A 22,084-nucleotide genomic window follows, 5' to 3' on the forward strand; every position below is an offset into this window, starting at 1 on the left:
CTTAGTCAATTCCTATAGATTGCTTTAATTTCGTTTTTGCTATCTCTTTTATTATAGAAAACGGGACCTCTGACAATTCAAATCCTTTAGATCTGATAATATCCTTTGTTTTTTTCCATATAGTATCGTTGGAAATGTTATCTAGATAATCATTACCAATCCAAGTTAACCTTGGCTCATCAAAAGATGTAGTTTGAGTCTGATACTCATTAAAGTGTTTCCAGGTTATAAGGCCAGCTTCTTTTAAAATTTGCATATGGTAAATATAATTTTTCTCATTTTCATCAATCTGACTATATTCTAATGACTCTACGCCTTTACCTAAGTCGACTAATATTTCTCTAACCTTATCCATATCCCTTCTCAAATTTTTCACCTCTATCTCAATATTTGAGTTACCCATATCTTATAGAGTGTGTAACTCCCCAATATAGGCAAACCCCTTATTACACATCATTCTACCACACTTCCGGGAAAATGAGTTCACCGTTGATTATTTGAAGAGAACTAACAGAGTCGGATAAAAAGGAACAAACCCCTAGCAAACAATGGACAAAGTGAAAAAGCCTTAAACTCCCACACCAAAATAAAAATAGCACCTCTATATTTAAATAGAAGTGCTATATTCTGAAGTCTTTTATAGCTTTATCCATCATGTCTTGGTTGATTCCAATGTATCTTAGCGTGATATCTTCGCTGGAATGATTGAATATCTCTTGCAGCAGCGCCGGATCCTTATATTGTTTGTAAAAGTGATATCCAAATGTCTTCCTTAATGTATGAGTACCGACACTTTCCAAGCTGACATACTCTGCTGCCTCTTTCAATATCTTATATGCCATGCTTCGGCCGATCGGCTTATTTATACCCTCTCGACTCTTAAACAAGTATTCATGATCTTCCATCCCTTCAATATACTTTTTTAATTCACGCTGCAAGGAAGGAGTCATTGCAATTCTTTTAATTTTATCCGTCTTTTGCTCAACGATATTAAAATACGGCTTCTTCACATCTCTAACCCTTAGCTTTAAAATATCGGAAATACGTAACCCGGAATTTATCCCCGTAACAAACATCATATAGTTTCTTTCACTTTTTCCCCTCAAATATCTTTTCATTACCCTAATGTATTCAGGGTCTCGGATGGGCTGCACAAAATTCATACTGCCTCACCATCCTTATTTTTATAAACTTCTATACGAAGGATGAAGGCAAGCTTATAGAAAGCCCTGGCTTTAATTCTGTAGTACTTCCTTTCACTGAATCCAAGTTCATTATATACTTCATAATCATATACATCATCACCGGCCATATAACGATTAATGATCACGGAACGTTCCTGATAATTCAACCGATTGACAGCCCTTTGAACTCTCTTAAGGAGATCACGTCTTTTCCTTTCCATGTCAACTCTTTTAATTGCCGTTTCTTCTGTAGTGGAATGGAATTGATTGCTTGGTGCAACTGATACGAGTTTGAAAGAAGATGTTATTTTTGGCTCATATTCTTCCGGATCCATAAGCAGATACACCTGATATTTCCCCAGTAAAGATTCTACTGCTAGTCGCGTTAAGTCTCTATCAATTTCAGGTAAATTGAATGTTAATTGCATATAAAAATCCCTCCTAATAATATAAAAAGGGACACAAATCAAGCTGTTACGCTTAATCTGTGCCCTGGTTGTTCCAGTAGCTGGTATTTAGTTTATTCGAACTGTGCATCAATCTTCCCAAGACAATGGCATAAAAATGTCTTCTCCCTTTAATTTATTTTTGATATAGACATGGACACCTTTACCTAAGTCGCCAAATAGTCCATATACTTTCCAGTCGCATATTTTACCTTCTGACATTTCTTCACCACTGTTACAAGAATATGGATTAGTTGATACACCATCACAAGATGGGCAACGGAATTCTTTGTCTCCTATCGCTTGCAACATATCCTCAATTGTTTCAAAAACTCTCACCTTATCAGCATTGATTTCAGGTTGATTTGCATCTTGGAAGTAATTCATAAAAGAGTAATCGCAACCATCTACCCAACTGTTTAATATATCGTTTATCGGTACGCTCAGCTTATCCGAATAGTGTTTAGCTCTTTCGATTACCCAATCAAATTTAGGGTTTACTCGATAATCTTCCCACCCGTGTTCTATATTTTCATCTGCTAATTTCCTTAGTTTTAAATATCCCTCACATTTTTCTAAAGTTTGTTCCATTTTCATTCTCCTTTTTTATTACACAGTTTGTTTCAACTGTTGATTGGAATGTGTATTAACTAATTCCATACATCCCTTTCATTTCTTCAACTTCATCCGTAACTTTCGCCAACAACCGTTTCTCTTCTTCAATGTCCTTAACAGTTGAATTAGTTCTAGTGATATAATATTGCAAAGAATGCTTTAAAATTTGCAATTCTTTGTACTTTAAACTAAATAGCATTAAATTCATCCTTTCGCTATATCGCTATTTAATTCTATTTCGTATACTTAACTTCATACCGCCCGAGCTTTCCGTCCTGCCATTTTAAGACGACTTCACCAAATCCTGTGGCAGGTTTATCAAGTTTTTCAAGCTTACCTTCTTTTACCCGATAAACTGCATCCTCATTTAAATCAATTGCTACGGTGTTTTTTATATTTGCTTTCACCGGAACCCCTCCAATGTTATAATTGAATTGGGTGGCTGGAAGAAATTCCGGCTTTTTTATTTTACTTCTTCACATCTCCATTTGTTGATTACTTGCAAATAAGTAATATGAAAGTGCCATAATCTAAAATTTATCTTCCTCATTCCGATTTATCCTCTATGCTCTTCAAAATTCCATAGCCAGCGATATCCATGAAGGCATTTTCATTACCTTGGTTGCCATTTGCTACTCGCATTAACTTATCAAATATCCTCACAACTGCCAGCATGTCCTTGTACTGATCTGGTCTGATTCCGTCGGGGTATAAAATCTCAAGAAACTCACCGGACTTATTGAATGCATCACCATACATTTCATTTTTTATTTGAACAAGCTCTCCGATTTGTTTGCCCGTTTCAACGTAGTTCATTTCCTTTCTACCTCCACCAACTCAATATCTTCCAAGAAACTTATACTAGTGGAATATCCGTGCTTAAATCTTAAACAGTAATCAGTCATTCCGTTACTTTTTTCAATAATTCCAACCAAACTGGAGAAATATCCATATTTCTTAATGGCCTTCATGCCCAGATAGCTATCGTTTAAAGGGGTTTTATTCAAATTCTATTCCCTCCTCATATACTTACTTCACATTCAACAACTGACAGACATACCGATAACAGTCCATCATTTCCCTAAAACATTCATGAAGAAAATCGCTCGATAGCTCGTACAAGTTGAATTGATTCAGATACACAGTCAAATCTTTAATCTGGCTGGATTCTCCCTGTTTTAGCTTCGATATTTTTTCATAAATTGGATCCGTATCATTCCCAAGTAGCTCATACACATTTATTTGCTCGGTATCCAAGTTCTCCCTCCTATCCGACTTTTTGTCGATATTCAAGGAGTAAATAATTCATTCTTCTTCGGTTGTTCGGCTTAAAATATAAATCTAATTCTCTTGCATCGGACTCAAAGGATAGCACTTGTTTTTCAAATACGAGAAATTCGATTAATAAACAGAGCGAGTGGAATTTCTCTGCAATCGCCTCTGTATAAAGTTCCCTCAGATTCATTCCTTCACCCTCTTTAAATCAATGTCTCAAGTCAGCAAACAAGTTGTATTCTTTGAGGAATGCAAGCTCTACAGTCCCAACTTTTCCATTACGCTGCTTCGCAATAATCACTTCGATAATATTTTGTTTTTCTGAACTGGAATCATAGTAATCATCCCGATATAAAAATTCGATAACATCAGCGTCTTGTTCTACGCTACCACTATCGCGGATATCGGACATCATTGGTCTTTTATCTTGTCTGTTTTCTACGCCACGGGATAGCTGGGATAGAAGATAAACTGGTACATCCATATCTCTAGCAAGCTCTTTCAGACTTCGAGTGATTTCCCCAACTTCGATATTTTTATTTTCATAACGGCGATCACTGCGAATCAGTTGTAAATAGTCAATCATCACCAAAATATCTTTGTCTGGATAATCTTTTCTCAACTTACTCACTTTAGACCGGATTTCATTAACGGTCTGTCCAGCTTTGTCATAGATATGCATGTTCATGTTGCTGAGTATCCCCATCGCATTTGTGAATCGGCTCCAATCGTCCGCATTAAAATATTGCTTCGGATTTCTCATTTTATGCCCATCAATACGCCCAATCGTGGACAGCATTCGCTTGTTTAATTGATCCTTGAACATTTCCAGCGAAAATATGGCAGAGACTCCCCCATTTTCTCCGTGAGCCTTAGCGTGATTAAGCATCTTGGCCGTTTTACCTACGGATGGACGTGCTGCAGAGATGATTAAATCCCCTTTCTGGAACCCGTCTAGCATTCTGTTTAAATCTTGAAATCCCGTGTCAATGCCACTAAGACCTGGCTCTTGCTCTTCGATACTCTGATATAACTGGCTCATCGCCTCAATGTGATCATAATCATCGTCGTTATTTTCAAGCTCAATTTCATCGTATTTTTCAACGACAGCTGCCAAATCATCCAGGCTGTGAATTTCAATTCCTTGGATTTTCCTAGCTTCACGGATTTTCCAAGATTCCAATATGAATTTCTCATAGGCCTTATAGCTTTCTATTCTGGCTACACTATTAATCAAGTCAGATAAATGCTTTCTGCCGCCAATACGCGATAAATTAGTGTTACCTAATCGGACAACGACAGATACCAGGTCAATTGGTTCGTTTGCTTGCTCGATTTCCCGTAAAGTTTTAAATATAATTTGATTGTTAGCATTGCTGAAGTGTTTTTCTTGTAAAGTAATTTCTTTAATTAGCTCGCCTTGCTTTAAAACACAGCCAAGCAAGCCGTATTCAGCTTCCAGGGTTGCGTCCAACTGCATCACGCTCCCACTCTACAATGGTTTTTAAAAAGTTTGTATTATGTGCTTCATTCGGTTTAACGATTAGATCGGACAGCGCTGGAGGAAACTTGTTTTCTAGAACATAGCGCTCAGCATTATTCATGATTACTGCTGGATTTTGGTTTTTTAACAACCTTGCCCAGGTATCAATCTTGCTCTGATCAAAGTCAAAGTTTGGATAAGCGTCACTTATTAATTTCAGTACTTCGTAAACTTTTTCTCTGTTCATGACAAATCAAAGTCCTCCTTGCTTTTACTTTTTGCATTTGTAACTCCTTGAGGTGTTCGTTTGGCAAAATTATTTAAGGGCTCAGCCTCATCGATAAATTTCCTGACATCCTTGTCACGCATTAAATCTGCTAATGTGTATTTATGTGTAAACCAGTAGGCATCACTTGAATAAACAGTTGCATAGTTGTCGATTACTTGATAAAGCTGTTCAAGGGAATAATCTCTTAATCTAGCTTTTATTGCTGATCGAATGGGATTCGTTATTTTTGTATGTTTAATTATATTTTTAGACAAATAGTGATTGAACAAATCACGGACTGTATATTCTTCTTCTTCTTTTTCTTTTTCTTCTTCTTGTGGGCTTATCGTGGACGTATCGTCATACGTATCGTACAAACCCTTGAGTTTACTGTTCTCAACACGTTCTGCAACATATGGTATTAAATCTTTATCTTTAACTTCACTCAATTCCGACCGGACACAATCTTCCATTGGTTTTCCACCACGCTTTAAGTTGTATCTGCCCCAATTTTTAATGGCTATTTCTCTTGTTTCCTGATTGTAAATAATAATTTTATGGTGATGGATAAAGCGATCGAGTAGTGAGTTGACACTTTCTATCGAATAACCGATATCAAAAGCTATTTGCTTTTTGGTAATTTGATAGATTCCAACCTGGGTAGTGTTCGGATTCGTTAGAAGATATAAAAAGAACAGTTTATCTTCTGGTGTCATCTCTTCAACAACTTTTGGATCATTCCAGAAGTCCGTTTCAACCATTCTAAATTTAGCCAATTTATGTACCTCCTAGTGGTGAGTTTAAAGGACCCGGTTAAAGGTCCTTTTTATATGACATTAAGCAATAATAGTGATTCTACCATTCTCAATTTCTTCTTTAAGGTGCTCCGACAGATAATCACGGACATTAATAATCGCTTGATTCCTCCAAGCTCCACCGTCCGCCTCAAAGATTGCTGCACGCGGACCCCCCTTCATTCTGAAGATAAATTCACTGGATGGTTGTTCAATCTCCAAGAACGTCCGGTATGGTATCAATGTGACCGGATTCGGAACCAACACATCATTTTCACTTGACAAGCCACTTCTGATCGTTACAGCTTGGGAAATGCCATCGTCTCCTGTGTTCTGAACAGTTTCTTCTTTTACGTTACCGATTACTTTAAGAATAAGCCCGCGATCATTAGGCCTGTCTCTGGAATCCTCATCCGATACAAAATTAGATTGTAATCCTACGATTAACTCTTCTACACCCTGAAAATGTTCATAATTAAAATCGGGAACAATCGCTCTAGCTGTTACTAGGGTTTCTCGTCCGCCTTCACTGTCCAGTAACCCCTTTAAAAGTACTGTTTTTTCATCGTAAACTTGTATGAATAGATCATGGTCAATTCTTTCAATATTTGCTTGCACATAATCTAATAATCCGGTTAATGTATTAATGTTTAACGTCTCTTCTGCCCGGTAAATCCTTGGTTTAATTTCCCTATGCAGACCACTTTCGTCCACTACAAAATTACGTTCTATTCCATCACCGTCCACCATGTCAACAAATCTTTCTTGCGGCTTAATACCACCATTTATAAGATATTGAAGTGCTTCTTTAATCATTATTAATTGCCCTCCCGTAAGTTAATAACTTTCTTTTCTTTTGTTTTTTCCTCTTCATCGACTGGATCACCGACGTCCGTTTTCTGTTGCAAATCATCATCAAAATATGTTTGTCCTGGAACGTCAGACTTAAGTTCTCTAGCTTCAACTCTTCCGGATTTGATATCTTTTCCGGTGAGAACCGTCGTTGATACTCCTTTGATTTTTGCTAGTTTAGTTGCAAAGTCACTGTTTACTTTAATTGTATGGCGGTTTTCATCTGGAACAAACTCTAGTTTTATAGTTATAGTCCGCTTGTGCTGTGCTTCCGTGTTTTTGTCATGGATGTTGTCAAAAACTTTCTGTAATTCGATGTCTAGTTTTTCTTGAATGGATCCATTGCCAAGTTGCGATAAAGGTAGATCAATATTTTTTGTTTGAGACAATCTATAGTCCCTCCTCATGAGCTTATTTGATATGATTCAAAAGAATATGGGCTCTGCATGTCACCTAAGATTTCACTCCTTTTCTTTCACATATTGCAAATCCATTTTCTTCATACAAAAATACATAATGGGGGTAACGCTGCATATAATTTAGAATATACCCCCTTAAGTCTTTGTCATTTTTCGCCTGTTCAAATATCCTCTTGGGCAATAATACCTTGTAAGTATCGATCATGATTAACCCCTACAATTCGTCAGTATTAGTTAGAAACCCACGATTATTTCTTACACATGATCAGCAAAGGCTCCGGAAAAAGTACGCCTAAAGTTCTCTTGCTATGATTATCTTTTGTGTAGGGGTATTTATTCTGCAATTTACGTAATGCATCCCCACGATAAGAACCTCTTGCATAGACCTTTTTGGTGTTTTGACCGACGATTTTATACAACATTTAATCCTCCTTCCAATTCAATATGTAATGAGGGATAATCATCCCTTTAGTGAGCAAGAACTGGGGGATTTTGTGAAAAAAGGGATGTTCTTGCCCACTAAAGGAAGGACTAGCCTTCCAAAAAATATTCTGTTGTGGTAAACTGGAATTAACTAAATTAATTCGTCAATATTAGTTAGTAACTCACGTTTGCAGACGTGGGTTATTTTTTTGCTATTTCTCTGGCTACTTCCAATCCCCTTTCAATTTCGGAAATTGAGACAGTATCTTCTCCAATCCTTTTAGCAGAATCTACAGCCATCTCCACCCACTTGTGGTAACTTATATAAAAGCTTCTTCGTTCTTCCGCCGTTAATCCTTCTGTGGCCTTATCCCAATCCATGTAATCCCTCCTAACTAGCTACCCTTTTATTTTTTAATTGTGTTCTTACGTAAGCTCGTCTGATTTCTAAGTACCTATCAACTGGCTTCATCGCTAACCATTCACTTGCTTTAAATTTCAACTTAACCCCTCCTAGATTTTCCTCAATTCACAACAGAATACTGACATTAACATTCGAATTTCCAACGATGGATAATATCTCTGCAATGCTTTCTTGACTAGTTTTCAACTTTTCCAATTCTCTTAACGATCTTGCAGCGTTTTCGTAATAGCAAGCTGCCTTTGCATACTCTTTTCTATCAACTAACGCGAATGCATTATCGATGCAGTACAAATAGCAATCTTTCTCCTTTTCAATTTCCAGTTTATTTACCAAGTCGACACCTCCTATAAAAGATTTAAAATAAATGTGCCTACTGTCGTTAATTCCGGTAGGACATCAATTAAGTTTTGCAAAATACCTATCCCATCGAGTCCACATAAATAAGCAACCATAACCTCTTGCGCTTGGGTATTATTAATCCAGGCTTGAAATATGGAGATAGGCGGTTCCTTTGTGCCGTTTTCAAATTTAGATACGTCTGATTGATTAATATGCAGTTGATACGCTAGTTCTTCCTGACTTAATCCAGCTCGATCCCGGCACGCTTTCAATATCGCGCCAAACTTCACCTTCTCACCCCCTTTATTCTAATTTGGAATGTTATTTAATGAGGGCAGGTCTTATAATTAAGTTAGAGCTTGTCGTTTGGACCTCGTTCAATTATTTAATTGGTTTCCAGATTCCTCGGTTTGCAATGACGTTTCCATGCCCACATTACGAACCGAGTCATCAGCCATTGCCATTTCCGATAAAACTTTATTTAAATAGCCATAAGCCAATTTTTCAACATGCTCGAAATGTGGACCTTTATAAACATTTACTGTTACTTTTTTAGACATTGATTCACCTCCTTAAATTTCTATTTTAGCAACGTTATCTTTAAAAAAATCTACAACTTCGCATTCTAAAGTTTTAGCGAGAACAGGCAACTGCTCTGCTTTGAAAGCATAAATGCCATTCTCATACTTCATATAGGTCGAAGCATTCTTCATACCTAGAGAAGTCGCTACATTTTGTAATGATTTATTAAGCGTTGTTCTCCTATTTTTGATATAGACCAAATCAAACTCCTTCATTTCTGACCTCCTAGCTAAATTTCTAAAACAGCAACTTCTTAATTCATATGTTACATTGCTGTTTTAGAAATGTCAACAGTTATTTGTTTCTTTTTTAAAAATAATCATGTTTCCATTTTAGAAACATGATAAAATTTAATATAGAACTATAGAAAGTAGTGAGTTCGAATGAGCATAGGTAAAAGAATTATTGAATTACGTGAAAATAAAAATTGGAGTCAGCGTGAATTAGCGAGAAGAGTTAATCTTAATGTGAGTGTAATGAATCGAATTGAATCTGAGGATAGACCAATAAAAGACCATGAACTTGATAAATTGGCAACTGTCCTAGATGTCACTACTGATTATTTACTAGGAAGAGATAGTAACCACGGCGAAGAATATGATTCACTGTACGAAATCAACCAGTTACTTAAAAAATACAACATAGATCAATCTGGATTTTTCGACATAGAGAAATGGAAATCGATGGGACCTGAAGAAATTAAGCAATTGGAAAGTTATTTCCAATTTATCGTGTCTGAGGCAGAGAAGAAGAATAAACAGCAAGACTAAAACACACCGGGATAACTTTTATTTTGGTGTGTTTTTTATAGACATCAACTAGGTATTTTTTATTATTTATATATAATTTATGGATTTAGGGACTTATTACAGCAGTATTATTATCAGTCAAATAGAAATTTTAGGGGGAATATTTATGCCTGTATTTAATATTTATCAATTAAATAATGCTGATCAATTAGACCTTTTCTTCTCTAAAAGTGATGGCACTTTAGATTTGAAAAAAGTCTCAGAAAAAATGGAAGACTTTATAGCAACCAGTGAAGATGGAGAGATTAATGGTGAGGGATTCCTAAACATTAATACAACGATAATAGAAGATAAGAAAATCATTGAATCAATTGCTACAGGACAGGGGTCATTGGGATATTACAATCAAGCGTATATTTCTAATGAAGAAGTAACTTCAAATAGGAAGCAACAAACCTTTTATAGTAAATCAAGAGTGTTCATTACTGAAGATAACTTTCTCATAATACTATTCGATGATACTACTGAAGAGAAAATAAAGAGGAATATTAAAAACCTTGTTGAATCCGTTGGCTTTGAAGTTACAAACTTCCGTTTATCAGATGCAATAATGAGGAATATAAGAAATGACTATACATGGACTGAAGTCAGATTAGAAAGAGTCGATAACGAAAGTGATAGTACAAAAAAAGTCTATTATGAAATTGATGCTGCTGACAATGATAATGATTCCCTAATTGACAAAATCTATCGTGACCAAGGAAAAATGGTTCAAATATCCTTTGAAATGCCTTATAATAAAATAAAAGATGGTCCGAATTTTATTACAGTAAAGCTATATAAGAACGACCACAGGATTGTAATTAACGCAAGTGAATTTCCTAAATACGAAGATATGAAAACTTTTATAATTCACTTAACAGACATCTTAATCAAATTGCAAAAAAAATAGGGAGGTGGAGAATTTGAACTTTACCTTACATAAGTTAAAAGCTGAAAGCTTTCCAAAACAAAAAGGCATAATAAAAAAAAGTTGGCAATTATTTTCTAAGAAGGAAGAAGATGTTTCCTTGTTTAATTGGAATGAAATAGAAAAAAATAAATTCCATATTGTTTTCCATATCTCTGATGAATATATAAGTAGGACGAAAAAAGGTGGAAATGAAAAAGTTCTTCCTTTTTCTCAGTATATTAATGCTTTTCTTATCGAGGATAACTTTTTTATTGAAACAAATAATAAAAATTATTTGTCCTTAATAATAAATTTTCTAAAGACTGAGCATAAATTAGATCCTATTTCAATGGAAATTGACAATGAACTCTTATTAGAAATTATAAAACAAACAAATGGATTCTTGAAAAAGTTTGAATATGTGAACGATGAAGACAATGACTTTTTTGAAGAAAATTTAAAGTATGAGACTTTGATAAAAATATTAAACACTCCTGGAAATGAATTTGAATTCGTTAACTTTTTATATAAAAACACATTTATTTCAATTTATAGAAATGGAAAAATATCTATAAATTCTAATGATGAAGATGAACTACTACAAATAATCGAGGAAGTATCGAATGCAGTTTCTTAACGCTGTAATACAGTTCTTAATAATATTTGGGACAGCTCTACTAGGTTTATTCTTAGGAGAAGGAAACACCTATCTCGTAATAATGATATCTGTAATCATTTTAGAAGCTGTCATAATTGCATACCTAATAAATAAAATTACTAAAATTAAAGAAGAGATGTTATCAACTAGAGAAACATTTACTTCGGAAATATTATCAAAAAAGTTAAAGGGAGAAAATACAGTTGATATTACAGTCTTTCCAAAGAAATCAACCGAATTTTCAACAAATAAATACACTGAATTAACTCTTGTAATCAATACTCCTATTGAAGTTGGAAATAACTTTGATATTCAAATTCAGTCAGACAAAGAAATCAATTTAAAAGTAGCCGAATTTAATGAAATTAAAGGTATACTTCATGCTGGTAAGTATCTGTATTTTATCAAAAATAATTATATACATAAAAAGATGGGGAAATATCTGAAATGTCACTTAGCAATTAAGCTAATTAGTGAACATAACAGTATTAACTTAGAAATAACTGCAAGTGATCAAGAGTTACATGGAAGCAAGAGTTTTATTATTAACATTAAATGATTTCATGGTGTACATTTTGATGTACACCTTTTATAATACCATTAACAGAACATATATTCTTGTTAATTAAAATGAAAGGATGATTAATATTGTCCTACACGAAATCAGCTTTAGAAGATTGGGTAAATACACGGTATAGGCGTATGGGCTTAAAAACGCCACAGGATATCGATTTAGAGCGCATTGCACGTATTTATAGCATTTACCTACATTACAAGCCAATGGACGCTAGATACGACATATTCGGACGATATCGGTCTATTGTATTAGATTCAAGATCTACTATTGAAGAACAACGTGAACAATTTTTCCATGAACTCTGCCATATCCTCCGGCATGTTGGTCATCAGTCCATGATGCCGAATGCATTTCGTGAACTGCAGGAATGGGATGCGAATCTTTTTACAATGTATGCTGCCCTTCCCTACTACATGGTTAAGGAATATGATTTCGAAGATCCTTTATTGATTCAAAATTTGGCTAACGATTTTAAAGTAACGGAAGAATTGTGTGAGAAGAGAATGGACCATATAAAAAGAAATATAATGTTCCAATCCCAGCTTGTTGCGGAGAGCAAAACGTTATATACTTAAAATAACGTTGATAAATCAATGTTTAGGCGCACTGCCCTATAGACATAGCAATTGAAATCCTCATGCATCTCCGCGCCTTAAAAAAGGTAAAGAAAGACGTCTCTCTCCACGACCCCATCGGTCAGGATAAAGAAGGCAATGAAATCAGTCTGATCGATATTTTAGAGGCTGAAAATGAAAACATCATCGAATATATCCAATTGAACATGGAGATCGATAAGATGCAACATTTCTTCAAAGTTCTCGATGAACGGGAAAAAGAAGTAATCATCTACCGATATGGACTTCACGATAAAAATGAAATGACCCAGCGAGAAATTGCAAAAAAATTAAACATATCAAGAAGCTACGTTTCCCGCATTGAGAAACGTGCTTTAATGAAGGTTTTCCATGAGTATTACCGACAGGAAAGAAGTAAACAGAACGACTGAAATAAAGACAGAGGAATTCAAAGTGAATTCCTCTGTCCGAGTTTGTATCTATACAGTTTTTACAACCTTCATAATTAATTCAGAAGCGTTTTTTGCCGCCGTTTTAAGGAATGCGTCAAAGGAAACAGACGAATCCTTTCCTGCGATATCAGAAAGCGCACGGATAACGACAAAGGGAGTCTCATATTGAGCACATACTTGAGCTATAGCAGCTGCTTCCATTTCAGCGGCAATCATTTCTGGAAAATTAAATCGTGCTGTATTTACTTTGACTTCATCTTCCATAAATGAATCACCTGTAGCTATTAGACCGATTTCAAAGTTTATTCCTAACCCTTTTACCGCATCTGCGGTCAACTGGACAAGACGTTCATCTGCTTTAAATGTAGCAGGCAGACCCGGTACTTGGCCATAAACATAATCAAACGCAGTGACGTCTACGTCATGATGTACGACTTCATTAGAAATTACAAGATGCCCTACATTAAGATTATCTGAAAAACCTCCAGCAGAACCGGTATTGATAATGAACTGTGGGTGGAAGCGTTCCATCATAATTGTCGTTCCCATTGCTGCATTCACTTTACCGATTCCAGATTTTAATAACACAATCTCTTTTCCTGATAATTCCCCTTGGATAAAATGGCAACCAGCAACCGAGATTTCTGTTCGGTTATCCATGTTCTTCAGTAAATAAGCTATTTCTTCATCCATTGCTCCGATGATTCCAATCATGTTGTTACCTCCAGCTTTTTAGTTCAAATTTCCATCATTTCAATGTTTCTAGTTTGGTTGGTTGCCAACCTTCTTCGTCAATCCAAGACATGAAAATACGATATTTTTCAGTTTGAGCACGGTTCGAAACAGTGGCGACCACTTTCTGATCTCCTCCATTTCCAATCCAAACTTCAATTAAATCATCTTCCGGGATGCCAGTTACCTTTGAAGCCGCCCGTTTAATCTCAATTCGGTCAGCTGAGCCATCTTCATAATTAGTTGTGTGTGGACCAGTTTGCTCTGTACCAATTGGTGGCCAGTTACCCATAACCGCTTCTGCAACATCATCATCTGATGGCTCTGTTTCTACCGTCTCAATTTCGTCATAATCATCATTTTCCTCTGATTCCTTTTCATCAACAGATTCATCTTCATCATCTTTGTTGCGATCTTCTTCATCTACTTCACTATCGTCACTATCTTCTTTTCCATTCGCTTCTTCTTCATCATCTGGTTTTTCATTTTCATCTTCGGTTTCCAGGAAAAATGAATCTTCTTCACTTGTCGAACCCTCGTTATCATCAGATGCTTTCTTATCATTGCCTCCGAAAATCCAAGCGCCGATTAAAAATAACACCAGGACGGCAGCTATTGTAAGAAAATAGTTAATAAATTTGGTGTTTCTCCTACGTTTTTCAAACTTGTCCATACGCGAGTTATTTTTTGTCATCTTTATTTTACCTCCTCGTTCCCGTTTATCACGATGCGATCGTCAGTAAAACTCCCACCGAAAACTTGAGCGTGTACCTAAAAAGTTTCGAGGGATAACGGACGCTAACACCTGATTCGTTCAACTAACAATCATAAAGGATAAATGTCATCTAAGTACGAGACGCTTATCGCAACGTCAGACTCGTACATTCAGTACGTCGAACCCCCAATGATTGAAGTTTGACTTTATAGTATCATACCATAAGATTTATGGGGAGAAAATAAGCTGGACATATCAGAATTGTACCATGACGAAAGATTTAAAAAGCAGCAGAGTCTCCCCCGCTGCTCGTTCTTTAATATTTTATTATTCGACTTTTGTAATGCGAACTTGGAAGTCGCCTCCTGGAGTCGTAACAGTAACTTCCGTACCAACTTCTTGACCGAGCAAGCTTTTGGCAATTGGTGAGTCATTAGAAATTTTACCTTCAAATGGGTCAGCTTCAGCGCTTCCCACGATCGTATAAGTTTCCTCATCACCGTCTGGAAGTTCTTGGAAAGTAACAGATTTCCCTAAGGACACGATGTTTGAGTTTGTATCTGTATTTTCAATGATCACTGCATTACGGATCATTTTTTCTAATTGGGTAATACGTTGTTCAACAAAAGCTTGTTCCTCTTTGGCAGAATCGTACTCGGAGTTCTCAGACAAGTCACCGAAATCACGGGCTATTTTAATCCTTTCAACGACTTCTTGTCTTCTATCCGTTTTTAAATAATGTAATTCTTTCTCTAATTTTTCTTTCCCCTCAGCTGTCATATAATAACTTTTCTCTGTAGACATGTAAAACACTCCTTTATATTTTTCCACTTTCATTAAGAATAAATCCTGCACTTGCATTAAATGTATGCGCTTTGACCGCATTTATGAGATGTATGAGAATATGCTATTCACCATCATGGCAGAGTTCTCCTAATTTATCAATATATTTTTACATTGAAATTAGTTTTTGTGTGACAACATTGTTTCTATTTTAGATGCCATGATATCAATTGCTACATGGTTCTGTCCACCTTCCGGGATGATAATATCTGCATAGCGCTTTGTCGGTTCGATAAACTGCTCATGGGATGGTCGTACGTTACTCAAGTATTGATCGATAACTGAATCCAGACTCCGACCTCTTTCCTTGATATCCCGCATTAATCGGCGTATGATCCTTAAATCTGCATCCGTATCAACAAATACTTTAATATCCATCAATTCACGGAGCTCAGCATCTTCCAGGATAAGAATCCCTTCCACAATAATGACATCTTTTGGTTCTACATGAATCACTTTATCGGAGCGGGTATGCAATTTATAATCATAAACCGGCTTCTTAATCGTCTTTTTCTCAGTCAAGTCTTTAACATGTTGAATCAATAAATCATTATCAAACGCAAATGGATGATCGTAATTCGTATTTAATCTCTCTTCGAATGATAAATGTGCTTGATTTTTATAGTAATAATCTTGTTCAAGGACAAGAATTGATTTATCGGTAAAGCGATCATAGATTGCTCTTGTTACAGATGTTTTTCCGCTTCCACTTCCTCCCGCAACACCGATGACCATTGGTTTATCCAACATTCCATTTGGCCGCCTTTCAATCTTTTTTATAACTTATCATTACACCGTCTCCAATAGGCAAGATCGATGTTATATATTCCGGATGTGCACTTAAGAATTGATTATAAGCACGGATTTTCTTCACCATATTCCGGTACCTTTTCGGTGCTGTCTCCTCGTCTTTCACATAGCCTCGGAATAAGACATTATCCGTAACGAGCCAGCCCCCCTTTTGGAGGAGTGGGTGGGCTAAATCAAAGAAATCACGATACTTACCTTTAGCTGCATCAATAAAAATGAAATCAAATGATTCCTTGTCCTGCTGTAATTCTTCTAACACCTCGAGCGCATCACCAAAGCGGACATCTACTTGTTCGCTTTTCTGTGATTCTTTTATAAATCGAACAGCTTCCTCGTAACGTTGTTTATCTCTTTCAATCGTTATGATTTCGGCTTCTGGACTTGCTTCAAGCATTCGGATAGCAGAATAACCGATTGCTGTTCCTATTTCTAGAATTCTTTTCGGTTGGTGGATCATGATTTGTTTCAGTAAAAAATCAATTGCTGTGCTCTCCATAATTGGCACGTTGTGAAAGTGCGCATACTCTTCAAGCTCTCTCACCTGATCAGTAGCAGGATTGATTAGTTCTAGTAAATAACCCTGAATGTCCTCATTCATCATTTCTACCTCTTTTTTACTAAAAAGTTTTCTTTCGTGAAAAGTAGAAATGTGAATATGGTATTCACATTTCTACTCATCATTCATATTTTTTTTATTTTGATTATGCTCCTCTAACGTTTCTGCAAAGTGAATATTCCCCTCGTGGTCATGAAGGAAATAATAATAATCACTTTCTACCGGATTCAGGACTGCCTCTAGCGAGCTTTCGGCAAAATTACTGATCGGTCCGACCGGTAACCCTTCCACATAATACGTATTATACGGTGATTCAATTTCCAAATCCTCATATAATACACGGTCTTTATGCTCTCCCTGTGCATAGAGGACTGTCGGGTCAGTTTGAAGCGGCATATCTGCTTCTAAACGGTTATAGAAGACGCCAGCTATTTCATTACGCTGATCTATATGTCCGGTTTCTTTTTCAATAATGGAAGCAAATGTAATAACTTCATGCATCGTCAAATCAAGTTCTTCGATTTCCTCAAAGTGTTGGGATACGATCGCCTGCGTTTGATCCAGCATCATTTCGACAATCGTCTCAATCGAAGGATCTTCCTCATAGAAATCATACGTAATCGCAAATAAATAACCTTCCAGTGGATATCTAATCTCCTCATTTAATATATCGTCGGTAAGGAGAAGTGGATAATCCTTTATTAACTGTTTGATATATTTTTCATCATTCACTTTCTCCAAAAACTCTTCGCTTGTGAATGAGAATTGATCGGCATAGATTTCAGCAATCTGCTCGATGGTGAGCCCTTCAGGAATCGTAACCCGATGGGCTGTTTCCAGGACAATTTTCCCGCTTTTTAGGGATTCGATGATTTCATCCATCGACATCGCTGGGCTGAATGTATAGACACCAGCTTGGAAATCTGATTCATTTTTCAATTTTATGTAGAAACGAAAAATAAGGCCATTTTTTATAATACCATTTTCCTCTAATATCGTCGCTATTGTTGAACTGGTTGAACCAATCGGTATTTCAACTTCGACTTTTTCTTCACTATCTGCTTCTACCGGTTCCAGAGCCGATTTCACATAGAAATAACCAGCCAGTCCACTTATGACTAATATAATGATTAGTACTAGCAAGACGATGGATACTATCTTACGGACCGTGCGCGCTTCTTCCCCACGAGCATTACGGTTTTCTTTGAAGCGCTTGGTGAATTTACCTTTGCTCATGTATTCCTCTCCCTCTTATTCGATATATTATACTATATTATGTAAAATAATAAAGTATAAAGTGAATCCTAATTTCATCCATAACACTATAAAAATTCACTTCACAGGGAAAAGCTGATGTCTCTTGGAGACATCAGCTTTAATAAAAAATTTACTTTTCGTCTTCGTCTTCCTCCGCCAATGTTGCGAGCATCTCTTCAACAATTTCCCATTCCTCATCCGATTCAATCGGAAACAGGGAGAGATCTTCCTCATCATTTTCTTTTTCCTCATAACGGAAAGCATATACTTCGACTTCTTCGTCTTCCGCTTGTTCGACGGGTACAACGGCGATATAAGATTGGTCTGTATCATCGACATCAAATGTAAATAATACCTCGAATAAATGCTCTTCTCCGTTATCATCCGGGATGATAATTCTTTCTTTTTCTTCTAAACTCATGAGGTCACCTCTTTTTATTTTTGATCCAGATAGCCCTGTAATATAAACACTGCAGCCATCTTATCAATTACTTTTTTCCGTTTCTTTCTGCTCATATCTGCTTCCAATAAAACTCGTTCCGCAGCGGCAGTCGTTAAACGTTCGTCCCAAAGAACATAAGGCAATTGGAACGTTTCTCCAAAATGTTCGGCAAAACGCTGGGAAGCTTCTCCCCGCTCTCCGATTGTACCATTCATGTTCTTTGGTAAGCCAATGATAGCTTTCCCTATATCATGTTCGTCTATGATTTTTTTTAATTCATCGTCTGCAGAATGGAGATCAAGCTCATTCCAATGAATCGTTGTTAGCCCTTGTGCTGTCCAGCCCAATGCATCACTGACAGCAACTCCTATTGTTTTCGATCCGACATCTAGTCCAATAATTTTCATTTAGTTGTTTTGATTTTCCTTTAAATAATATTTTACTAATTCTTCAATTACCTCATCGCGTTCCACTTTACGAATTAGGTTTCTCGCATCTTTATGCCTTGGGATATAAGCAGGGTCACCGGATAATAAATAACCTACAATCTGATTAATTGGATTGTATCCTTTTTCCTTTAATGCTTCATGCACAGTAAAAAGGATTGTTTTTATATCGCGATCATACGGCTCCTCTGAAAAATTAAACTTCATTGTTTTATCAATTGAACTCATTGTGACACCTCATTCCAAGTATTCGCGCACGATCCATCTTTATAAAATTCATTATAACCTTTTCCATGGATTGTTACAAATTACTACTGATTGATTGTTTTCTTTACAAAAGCTTGTGCAGATATGAGGGCGTCTTGAATTTTAGATGGATCACTTCCCCCTGCCTGGGCCATGTCCGGTCGCCCTCCGCCGCCACCACCGCAAATGGTAGCAGCTTCTTTTATTAATTTACCTGCATGTATACCTTTTTCGACAAAGTCTTTGGAAACTCCTGCCGCGAGCTGAACTTTTCCGTTATTTTCTGTTGCAAGTAAAATAACTGCGGAATCCAGCTTTTGTTTCAAATCATCGACCATATTCCGTAACTGGTTCATATCTTTTACATTGACATGCTCTGCTAGCACCGGGACACCGGCGATATCTTCCACTTTTTCCAAGATGGAAGATGCTTCAATGTTTGCTATTTTTGTACTTAAAGATTCATTTTCCTTTTCCAGGTTACTTACTTCTTGCTGTAATGATTGTACTCTTTCTATTATTTGCTGATCATCATTTGCCTTCACTAGATTAGATACCTGCTTTAGAATCTTCAATTTCCCGTTTAAAAACTCATAAGCTTTCTTGCTTGTGACAGCTTCTATCCTTCTCGTTCCCGCGCCGATCCCGCCTTCAGATACGAGTTTAAACAGGCCGATTTCAGAAGTGTTACGTACATGACAGCCGCCACACAACTCGACACTGTAGTCACCGATTTGCACGACACGGACAATATCTCCATATTTTTCCCCGAATAACGCCATTGCTCCTGTTTCTTTCGCTTTTTCAAATTCCTGATAATCAATAGAAAGATCAATGGATTGCCAAATTTTTTCGTTCACAATCGCTTCGATTTTCCGAAGTTCGTCTTCACTGAGTGCGGAAAAATGAGTGAAATCAAATCGCAAACGATCTGGGGTGACGAGTGAACCTGCTTGATTGACGTGATTACCTAGCACATCCTTTAATGCTTGGTGCAGTATGTGGGTTGCCGTATGGTTTTTAATAACTGCGTTACGTAAGGCATTTTCGACAATTGCCTGAACTTCATCCCCTTTACTAATTTCCCCGCTTTTCACTATCACTTTATGGATATGGAGTCCTTGTGGTGATTTTTGAACATCTTCTACATAAGCTGAAGCATGCTCCGTATAAATCCATCCTTTGTCGCCAACTTGTCCACCACTCTCCGCGTAAAATGGCGTTTCTTTCAAGAAGAGGAATACTTCATCATTTGCTTTTGCCACTTGTGCTTCTTCACCGGCATGGATAATCGCTGTAACGGTAGTCTTCGTTTCCAGTTTGTCATATCCGATAAAGGTGTCTTCCAAATCCAGGCCACTTAATGTCGTGTCTTGTACTTGCATCGAATCGACCTTTTGTCTTGCGTTTCTTGCTCTTTCTTTCTGTTTTTCCATTTCGGTTTCAAAACCGTGCTCATCAATTGTAAATCCATGTTCTTCAACATACTCGGCTGTAAGTTCCTTTGGAAAACCATACGTATCATATAATTTAAATACTTCTTCTCCAGGAAATACTTTATTTCCAGCCTTTTCTTCCCTTTTAATGATTGAAGATAATATCTCTAATCCGTCGTTTAAGGTTTCATGAAATCGTTCTTCTTCAGAACGGATAATTTTTGCGATATGATCTTTCTGTTCGATTACTTGCGGATAAAAGTCCTGCATAATTTCACCGACAACATCGACCAATTCATATAAAAATGGTTTGTCCAAGCCAATATCTTTGGAAAAGCGAATCGCTCGACGAATCAGCCTTCTTAAGACGTAACCCCGCCCTTCATTAGATGGAAGCGCACCATCAGCTATCGCAAAGCTAACCGTACGAATATGGTCGGCGATGACTTTAAAAGCAATTGTTTGTTTATCATTTGCTCCATATTTTACTTGGGCGATTTGCTCTGTCTTTTCAATTATTGGCATAAATAGGTCCGTTTCAAAGTTTGTCGGCACGTCCTGAATAATTGATATGAGACGTTCTAGACCCATTCCAGTATCAATATTCTTCTTTGGTAGCGGAGTGTACGTATCGTCCGCATTATGGTTGAATTGGGAGAATACCAGGTTCCATATTTCAAGATAACGGCTGTTCTCTCCTCCTGGAAATAACTCTGGATCATTCGGATCATTGCCGTACTTCTCGCCACGGTCATAAAAGATTTCCGTATTCGGGCCACTTGGACCTTCCCCAATATCCCAGAAGTTCTCTTCCAGTCGAATGATTCGTTCTGGCGGCAATTTAATTTCGTTAAGCCAAATATCATAAGCCTCATCATCTTCCGGATGAACCGTAACCGATAAGACGTCTGGGTCGAATCCGAGCCATTTGTCACTCGTTAAAAATTCCCATGCCCAGTGGATTGCTTCTTTTTTGAAATAATCACCGATGGAAAAATTACCGAGCATTTCAAAGAATGTGTGGTGTCTAGCAGTATAGCCGACATTCTCAATATCGTTCGTTCGGATTGATTTCTGTGCATTTACGATTCGAGGATTATCCGGGATGACTCTTCCATCAAAGTATTTCTTTAATGTGGCAACCCCGCTGTTGATCCATAAAAGACTCGGATCGTCTTTCGGAACAAGCGATGCACTTGGCTCTACTGTATGACCTTTTTCTTTAAAGAAATCAAGAAACAGTTGTCTAACTTCGGCTGAATTAAATTTTTTCATCTTTTATTATCCTCCTTGTAATTGAAGATGGGGCCCTGTATCCCATTTTTCAACATAAAAAAATCTCCTCTCTGCTTATGCAGGGACGAGATTGTTCGCGGTACCACCCTATTTGTGAATTGTTGCCTATTCACCTCTTATGCATGTTAACGGTTTGATACCGACGGGGATTAGCCGCACTCAAGTGTAGCATTCCATGATTCGATGTGAGGATTTTCTCAGCTTAAAAATCCCTTTCTGTCACACGAGCTTCATGTAC

Annotated in this window: 35 protein-coding genes, 1 pseudogene and 1 other annotated feature (1 of these 37 running past the window's edge); of the genes and pseudogenes, 6 read left to right on the top strand and 30 right to left on the bottom strand. The window is 36.8% G+C overall.

All coding sequences use genetic code 11. The features are described 5' to 3' along the window. Position 1: 1 nt before the first annotated feature. The 20 genes from IEX94_RS06490 to IEX94_RS06590 all read right to left on the bottom strand — a co-directional run bounded on the left by IEX94_RS06490 (position 2) and on the right by IEX94_RS06590 (position 9,319). The gene (locus IEX94_RS06490) at positions 2-355 is read right to left on the bottom strand and encodes a DUF2513 domain-containing protein (RefSeq protein WP_188856528.1); all 354 of its coding nucleotides are present in this window, start codon (positions 353-355) and stop codon (positions 2-4) included. A gap of 265 nt (positions 356-620) precedes the next feature. Further along, entirely contained in the window at positions 621-1,163 is a 543-nt protein-coding gene (locus tag IEX94_RS06495) for a site-specific integrase (RefSeq protein WP_188856529.1), read from the bottom strand. After that, on the bottom strand, positions 1,160-1,612 hold the full coding sequence (locus IEX94_RS06500; protein WP_188856530.1) for an ArpU family phage packaging/lysis transcriptional regulator: 453 nt from the start codon (positions 1,610-1,612) through the stop codon (positions 1,160-1,162). Before IEX94_RS06500 ends, IEX94_RS06495 begins: the two co-directional genes overlap by 4 nt. Before the next feature lie 108 nt (positions 1,613-1,720). Beyond that, positions 1,721-2,221 (bottom strand): hypothetical protein, encoded by a 501-nt coding sequence (locus IEX94_RS06505; protein ID WP_188856531.1) that lies wholly within the window; start codon positions 2,219-2,221, stop codon positions 1,721-1,723. Between the two features lie 55 nt (positions 2,222-2,276). Continuing rightward, entirely contained in the window at positions 2,277-2,444 is a 168-nt protein-coding gene (locus tag IEX94_RS06510; RefSeq protein ID WP_188856532.1) for a hypothetical protein, read from the bottom strand. A 34-nt stretch (positions 2,445-2,478) separates the two neighbouring features. Beyond that, the gene (locus IEX94_RS06515; RefSeq protein WP_188856533.1) at positions 2,479-2,652 is read right to left on the bottom strand and encodes a DUF3954 domain-containing protein; all 174 of its coding nucleotides are present in this window, start codon (positions 2,650-2,652) and stop codon (positions 2,479-2,481) included. Positions 2,653-2,791: 139 nt separating this feature from the next. Further along, entirely contained in the window at positions 2,792-3,061 is a 270-nt protein-coding gene (locus IEX94_RS06520) for a hypothetical protein (protein ID WP_188856534.1), read from the bottom strand. 213 nt (positions 3,062-3,274) lie between these two features. Beyond that, positions 3,275-3,502, bottom strand: a complete 228-nt coding sequence (locus IEX94_RS06530) for a hypothetical protein (RefSeq protein WP_188856536.1) — start codon at positions 3,500-3,502, stop codon at positions 3,275-3,277. 10 nt (positions 3,503-3,512) lie between these two features. Beyond that, positions 3,513-3,710, bottom strand: a complete 198-nt coding sequence (locus IEX94_RS06535; protein ID WP_188856537.1) for a hypothetical protein — start codon at positions 3,708-3,710, stop codon at positions 3,513-3,515. Positions 3,711-3,728: 18 nt separating this feature from the next. Then, entirely contained in the window at positions 3,729-4,994 is a 1,266-nt protein-coding gene (gene dnaB, locus IEX94_RS06540; RefSeq protein ID WP_188856538.1) for a replicative DNA helicase, read from the bottom strand. Beyond that, positions 4,972-5,250 carry a replicative helicase loader/inhibitor gene (locus IEX94_RS06545; protein ID WP_188856539.1) on the bottom strand — a complete coding sequence of 93 codons (279 nt, stop codon included), beginning with the start codon at positions 5,248-5,250 and terminating at the stop codon, positions 4,972-4,974. The genes dnaB and IEX94_RS06545 overlap by 23 nt, the downstream gene beginning before the upstream one ends. Beyond that, positions 5,247-6,047, bottom strand: coding sequence for a hypothetical protein (locus IEX94_RS06550; RefSeq protein WP_188856540.1), 801 nt, complete (start codon positions 6,045-6,047; stop codon positions 5,247-5,249). The genes IEX94_RS06545 and IEX94_RS06550 overlap by 4 nt, the downstream gene beginning before the upstream one ends. Positions 6,048-6,107: 60 nt before the next feature. After that, positions 6,108-6,881 carry a hypothetical protein gene (locus tag IEX94_RS06555; protein WP_188856541.1) on the bottom strand — a complete coding sequence of 258 codons (774 nt, stop codon included), beginning with the start codon at positions 6,879-6,881 and terminating at the stop codon, positions 6,108-6,110. 2 nt (positions 6,882-6,883) lie between these two features. Then, positions 6,884-7,306 (bottom strand): replication terminator protein, encoded by a 423-nt coding sequence (locus IEX94_RS06560; RefSeq protein WP_229782600.1) that lies wholly within the window; start codon positions 7,304-7,306, stop codon positions 6,884-6,886. Positions 7,307-7,584: 278 nt separating this feature from the next. Further along, complete coding sequence (locus IEX94_RS06565) at positions 7,585-7,758, bottom strand: hypothetical protein (RefSeq protein WP_229782601.1); 174 nt, start codon at positions 7,756-7,758, stop codon at positions 7,585-7,587. Between the two features lie 202 nt (positions 7,759-7,960). Beyond that, the gene (locus tag IEX94_RS06570; RefSeq protein WP_188856544.1) at positions 7,961-8,140 is read right to left on the bottom strand and encodes a hypothetical protein; all 180 of its coding nucleotides are present in this window, start codon (positions 8,138-8,140) and stop codon (positions 7,961-7,963) included. A 148-nt stretch (positions 8,141-8,288) separates the two neighbouring features. Then, a complete protein-coding gene (locus tag IEX94_RS06575; RefSeq protein ID WP_188856545.1) occupies positions 8,289-8,516 on the bottom strand; it encodes a hypothetical protein in 228 nt (75 codons plus the stop codon). 11 nt (positions 8,517-8,527) lie between these two features. Further along, positions 8,528-8,812, bottom strand: coding sequence for a helix-turn-helix domain-containing protein (locus IEX94_RS06580; RefSeq protein ID WP_188856546.1), 285 nt, complete (start codon positions 8,810-8,812; stop codon positions 8,528-8,530). Positions 8,813-8,899: 87 nt separating this feature from the next. Continuing rightward, positions 8,900-9,082, bottom strand: coding sequence for a hypothetical protein (locus IEX94_RS06585; RefSeq protein WP_188856547.1), 183 nt, complete (start codon positions 9,080-9,082; stop codon positions 8,900-8,902). A 12-nt stretch (positions 9,083-9,094) separates the two neighbouring features. Beyond that, the gene (locus tag IEX94_RS06590; protein WP_188856548.1) at positions 9,095-9,319 is read right to left on the bottom strand and encodes a helix-turn-helix domain-containing protein; all 225 of its coding nucleotides are present in this window, start codon (positions 9,317-9,319) and stop codon (positions 9,095-9,097) included. A gap of 168 nt (positions 9,320-9,487) precedes the next feature. Between IEX94_RS06590 and IEX94_RS06595 the strand changes: the two genes are divergently transcribed. The 6 genes and pseudogenes from IEX94_RS06595 to IEX94_RS06620 all read left to right on the top strand — a co-directional run. Continuing rightward, positions 9,488-9,874, top strand: a complete 387-nt coding sequence (locus IEX94_RS06595) for a helix-turn-helix domain-containing protein (RefSeq protein WP_188856549.1) — start codon at positions 9,488-9,490, stop codon at positions 9,872-9,874. Between the two features lie 145 nt (positions 9,875-10,019). Further along, entirely contained in the window at positions 10,020-10,805 is a 786-nt protein-coding gene (locus IEX94_RS06600) for a hypothetical protein (protein WP_188856550.1), read from the top strand. A 13-nt stretch (positions 10,806-10,818) separates the two neighbouring features. After that, positions 10,819-11,442: a hypothetical protein gene (locus IEX94_RS06605; RefSeq protein ID WP_188856551.1), complete on the top strand. Its 624-nt coding sequence runs from the start codon at positions 10,819-10,821 to the stop codon at positions 11,440-11,442. Then, on the top strand, positions 11,429-12,022 hold the full coding sequence (locus tag IEX94_RS06610; protein WP_188856552.1) for a hypothetical protein: 594 nt from the start codon (positions 11,429-11,431) through the stop codon (positions 12,020-12,022). Before IEX94_RS06605 ends, IEX94_RS06610 begins: the two co-directional genes overlap by 14 nt. Positions 12,023-12,111: 89 nt before the next feature. After that, complete coding sequence (locus IEX94_RS06615) at positions 12,112-12,615, top strand: ImmA/IrrE family metallo-endopeptidase (protein ID WP_229782602.1); 504 nt, start codon at positions 12,112-12,114, stop codon at positions 12,613-12,615. A gap of 53 nt (positions 12,616-12,668) precedes the next feature. Continuing rightward, positions 12,669-13,046 (top strand): annotated as a pseudogene (locus IEX94_RS06620) (sigma-70 family RNA polymerase sigma factor); the annotation flags it as partial. A 48-nt stretch (positions 13,047-13,094) separates the two neighbouring features. Here the strand turns inward: IEX94_RS06620 and mtnN are convergent. The 10 genes from mtnN to alaS form a co-directional block, all read right to left on the bottom strand. Continuing rightward, positions 13,095-13,781: a 5'-methylthioadenosine/S-adenosylhomocysteine nucleosidase gene (gene mtnN / locus IEX94_RS06625; RefSeq protein WP_188856554.1), complete on the bottom strand. Its 687-nt coding sequence runs from the start codon at positions 13,779-13,781 to the stop codon at positions 13,095-13,097. A gap of 34 nt (positions 13,782-13,815) precedes the next feature. Continuing rightward, a complete protein-coding gene (locus tag IEX94_RS06630; protein WP_188856555.1) occupies positions 13,816-14,493 on the bottom strand; it encodes a YrrS family protein in 678 nt (225 codons plus the stop codon). Between the two features lie 348 nt (positions 14,494-14,841). Next, the gene (gene greA / locus IEX94_RS06635; protein WP_156856247.1) at positions 14,842-15,318 is read right to left on the bottom strand and encodes a transcription elongation factor GreA; all 477 of its coding nucleotides are present in this window, start codon (positions 15,316-15,318) and stop codon (positions 14,842-14,844) included. Between the two features lie 159 nt (positions 15,319-15,477). Beyond that, positions 15,478-16,107 carry a uridine kinase gene (gene udk / locus IEX94_RS06640; protein WP_188856556.1) on the bottom strand — a complete coding sequence of 210 codons (630 nt, stop codon included), beginning with the start codon at positions 16,105-16,107 and terminating at the stop codon, positions 15,478-15,480. Positions 16,108-16,123: 16 nt separating this feature from the next. Next, on the bottom strand, positions 16,124-16,768 hold the full coding sequence (locus IEX94_RS06645) for an O-methyltransferase (RefSeq protein WP_308425585.1): 645 nt from the start codon (positions 16,766-16,768) through the stop codon (positions 16,124-16,126). Positions 16,769-16,837: 69 nt separating this feature from the next. Next, entirely contained in the window at positions 16,838-17,959 is a 1,122-nt protein-coding gene (gene mltG, locus IEX94_RS06650; protein WP_156856249.1) for an endolytic transglycosylase MltG, read from the bottom strand. Between the two features lie 151 nt (positions 17,960-18,110). Continuing rightward, positions 18,111-18,401, bottom strand: a complete 291-nt coding sequence (locus tag IEX94_RS06655) for a DUF1292 domain-containing protein (RefSeq protein WP_156856250.1) — start codon at positions 18,399-18,401, stop codon at positions 18,111-18,113. 14 nt (positions 18,402-18,415) lie between these two features. Beyond that, positions 18,416-18,829 carry a Holliday junction resolvase RuvX gene (ruvX, locus tag IEX94_RS06660; protein WP_156856251.1) on the bottom strand — a complete coding sequence of 138 codons (414 nt, stop codon included), beginning with the start codon at positions 18,827-18,829 and terminating at the stop codon, positions 18,416-18,418. Then, positions 18,830-19,096: an IreB family regulatory phosphoprotein gene (locus IEX94_RS06665; RefSeq protein ID WP_156856252.1), complete on the bottom strand. Its 267-nt coding sequence runs from the start codon at positions 19,094-19,096 to the stop codon at positions 18,830-18,832. It abuts the gene before it with no gap. A gap of 83 nt (positions 19,097-19,179) precedes the next feature. Next, positions 19,180-21,825 carry an alanine--tRNA ligase gene (alaS, locus tag IEX94_RS06670; protein ID WP_188856558.1) on the bottom strand — a complete coding sequence of 882 codons (2,646 nt, stop codon included), beginning with the start codon at positions 21,823-21,825 and terminating at the stop codon, positions 19,180-19,182. Positions 21,826-21,903: 78 nt separating this feature from the next. Beyond that, positions 21,904-22,084: a binding site (T-box leader), on the bottom strand (it continues 22 nt past the right edge of the window).

The sequence above is a fragment of the Oceanobacillus indicireducens genome (assembly GCF_014647195.1).
In the GTDB taxonomy this organism is placed as follows: domain Bacteria; phylum Bacillota; class Bacilli; order Bacillales; family Amphibacillaceae; genus Oceanobacillus; species Oceanobacillus indicireducens.

Bases quoted from the DNA above. Each gene is read 5' to 3' on its own strand.
- IEX94_RS06490 (WP_188856528.1), bottom strand. From the start codon at position 355: ATGGATAAGGTTAGAGAAATATTAGTCGACTTAGGTAAAGGCGTAGAG.
- IEX94_RS06495 (WP_188856529.1), bottom strand. From the start codon at position 1,163: ATGAATTTTGTGCAGCCCATCCGAGACCCTGAATACATTAGGGTAATG.
- IEX94_RS06500 (WP_188856530.1), bottom strand. From the start codon at position 1,612: ATGCAATTAACATTCAATTTACCTGAAATTGATAGAGACTTAACGCGA.
- IEX94_RS06505 (WP_188856531.1), bottom strand. From the start codon at position 2,221: ATGGAACAAACTTTAGAAAAATGTGAGGGATATTTAAAACTAAGGAAA.
- IEX94_RS06510 (WP_188856532.1), bottom strand. From the start codon at position 2,444: ATGCTATTTAGTTTAAAGTACAAAGAATTGCAAATTTTAAAGCATTCT.
- IEX94_RS06520 (WP_188856534.1), bottom strand. From the start codon at position 3,061: ATGAACTACGTTGAAACGGGCAAACAAATCGGAGAGCTTGTTCAAATA.
- IEX94_RS06535 (WP_188856537.1), bottom strand. From the start codon at position 3,710: ATGAATCTGAGGGAACTTTATACAGAGGCGATTGCAGAGAAATTCCAC.
- IEX94_RS06545 (WP_188856539.1), bottom strand. From the start codon at position 5,250: ATGAACAGAGAAAAAGTTTACGAAGTACTGAAATTAATAAGTGACGCT.
- IEX94_RS06555 (WP_188856541.1), bottom strand. From the start codon at position 6,881: ATGATTAAAGAAGCACTTCAATATCTTATAAATGGTGGTATTAAGCCG.
- IEX94_RS06565 (WP_229782601.1), bottom strand. From the start codon at position 7,758: ATGTTGTATAAAATCGTCGGTCAAAACACCAAAAAGGTCTATGCAAGA.
- IEX94_RS06570 (WP_188856544.1), bottom strand. From the start codon at position 8,140: ATGGATTGGGATAAGGCCACAGAAGGATTAACGGCGGAAGAACGAAGA.
- IEX94_RS06585 (WP_188856547.1), bottom strand. From the start codon at position 9,082: ATGTCTAAAAAAGTAACAGTAAATGTTTATAAAGGTCCACATTTCGAG.
- IEX94_RS06590 (WP_188856548.1), bottom strand. From the start codon at position 9,319: ATGAAGGAGTTTGATTTGGTCTATATCAAAAATAGGAGAACAACGCTT.
- IEX94_RS06595 (WP_188856549.1), top strand. From the start codon at position 9,488: ATGAGCATAGGTAAAAGAATTATTGAATTACGTGAAAATAAAAATTGG.
- IEX94_RS06600 (WP_188856550.1), top strand. From the start codon at position 10,020: ATGCCTGTATTTAATATTTATCAATTAAATAATGCTGATCAATTAGAC.
- IEX94_RS06610 (WP_188856552.1), top strand. From the start codon at position 11,429: ATGCAGTTTCTTAACGCTGTAATACAGTTCTTAATAATATTTGGGACA.
- mtnN (WP_188856554.1), bottom strand. From the start codon at position 13,781: ATGATTGGAATCATCGGAGCAATGGATGAAGAAATAGCTTATTTACTG.
- IEX94_RS06630 (WP_188856555.1), bottom strand. From the start codon at position 14,493: ATGACAAAAAATAACTCGCGTATGGACAAGTTTGAAAAACGTAGGAGA.
- greA (WP_156856247.1), bottom strand. From the start codon at position 15,318: ATGTCTACAGAGAAAAGTTATTATATGACAGCTGAGGGGAAAGAAAAA.
- udk (WP_188856556.1), bottom strand. From the start codon at position 16,107: ATGTTGGATAAACCAATGGTCATCGGTGTTGCGGGAGGAAGTGGAAGC.
- IEX94_RS06645 (WP_308425585.1), bottom strand. From the start codon at position 16,768: ATGATGAATGAGGACATTCAGGGTTATTTACTAGAACTAATCAATCCT.
- mltG (WP_156856249.1), bottom strand. From the start codon at position 17,959: ATGAGCAAAGGTAAATTCACCAAGCGCTTCAAAGAAAACCGTAATGCT.
- IEX94_RS06655 (WP_156856250.1), bottom strand. From the start codon at position 18,401: ATGAGTTTAGAAGAAAAAGAAAGAATTATCATCCCGGATGATAACGGA.
- ruvX (WP_156856251.1), bottom strand. From the start codon at position 18,829: ATGAAAATTATTGGACTAGATGTCGGATCGAAAACAATAGGAGTTGCT.
- IEX94_RS06665 (WP_156856252.1), bottom strand. From the start codon at position 19,096: ATGAGTTCAATTGATAAAACAATGAAGTTTAATTTTTCAGAGGAGCCG.
- alaS (WP_188856558.1), bottom strand. From the start codon at position 21,825: ATGAAAAAATTTAATTCAGCCGAAGTTAGACAACTGTTTCTTGATTTC.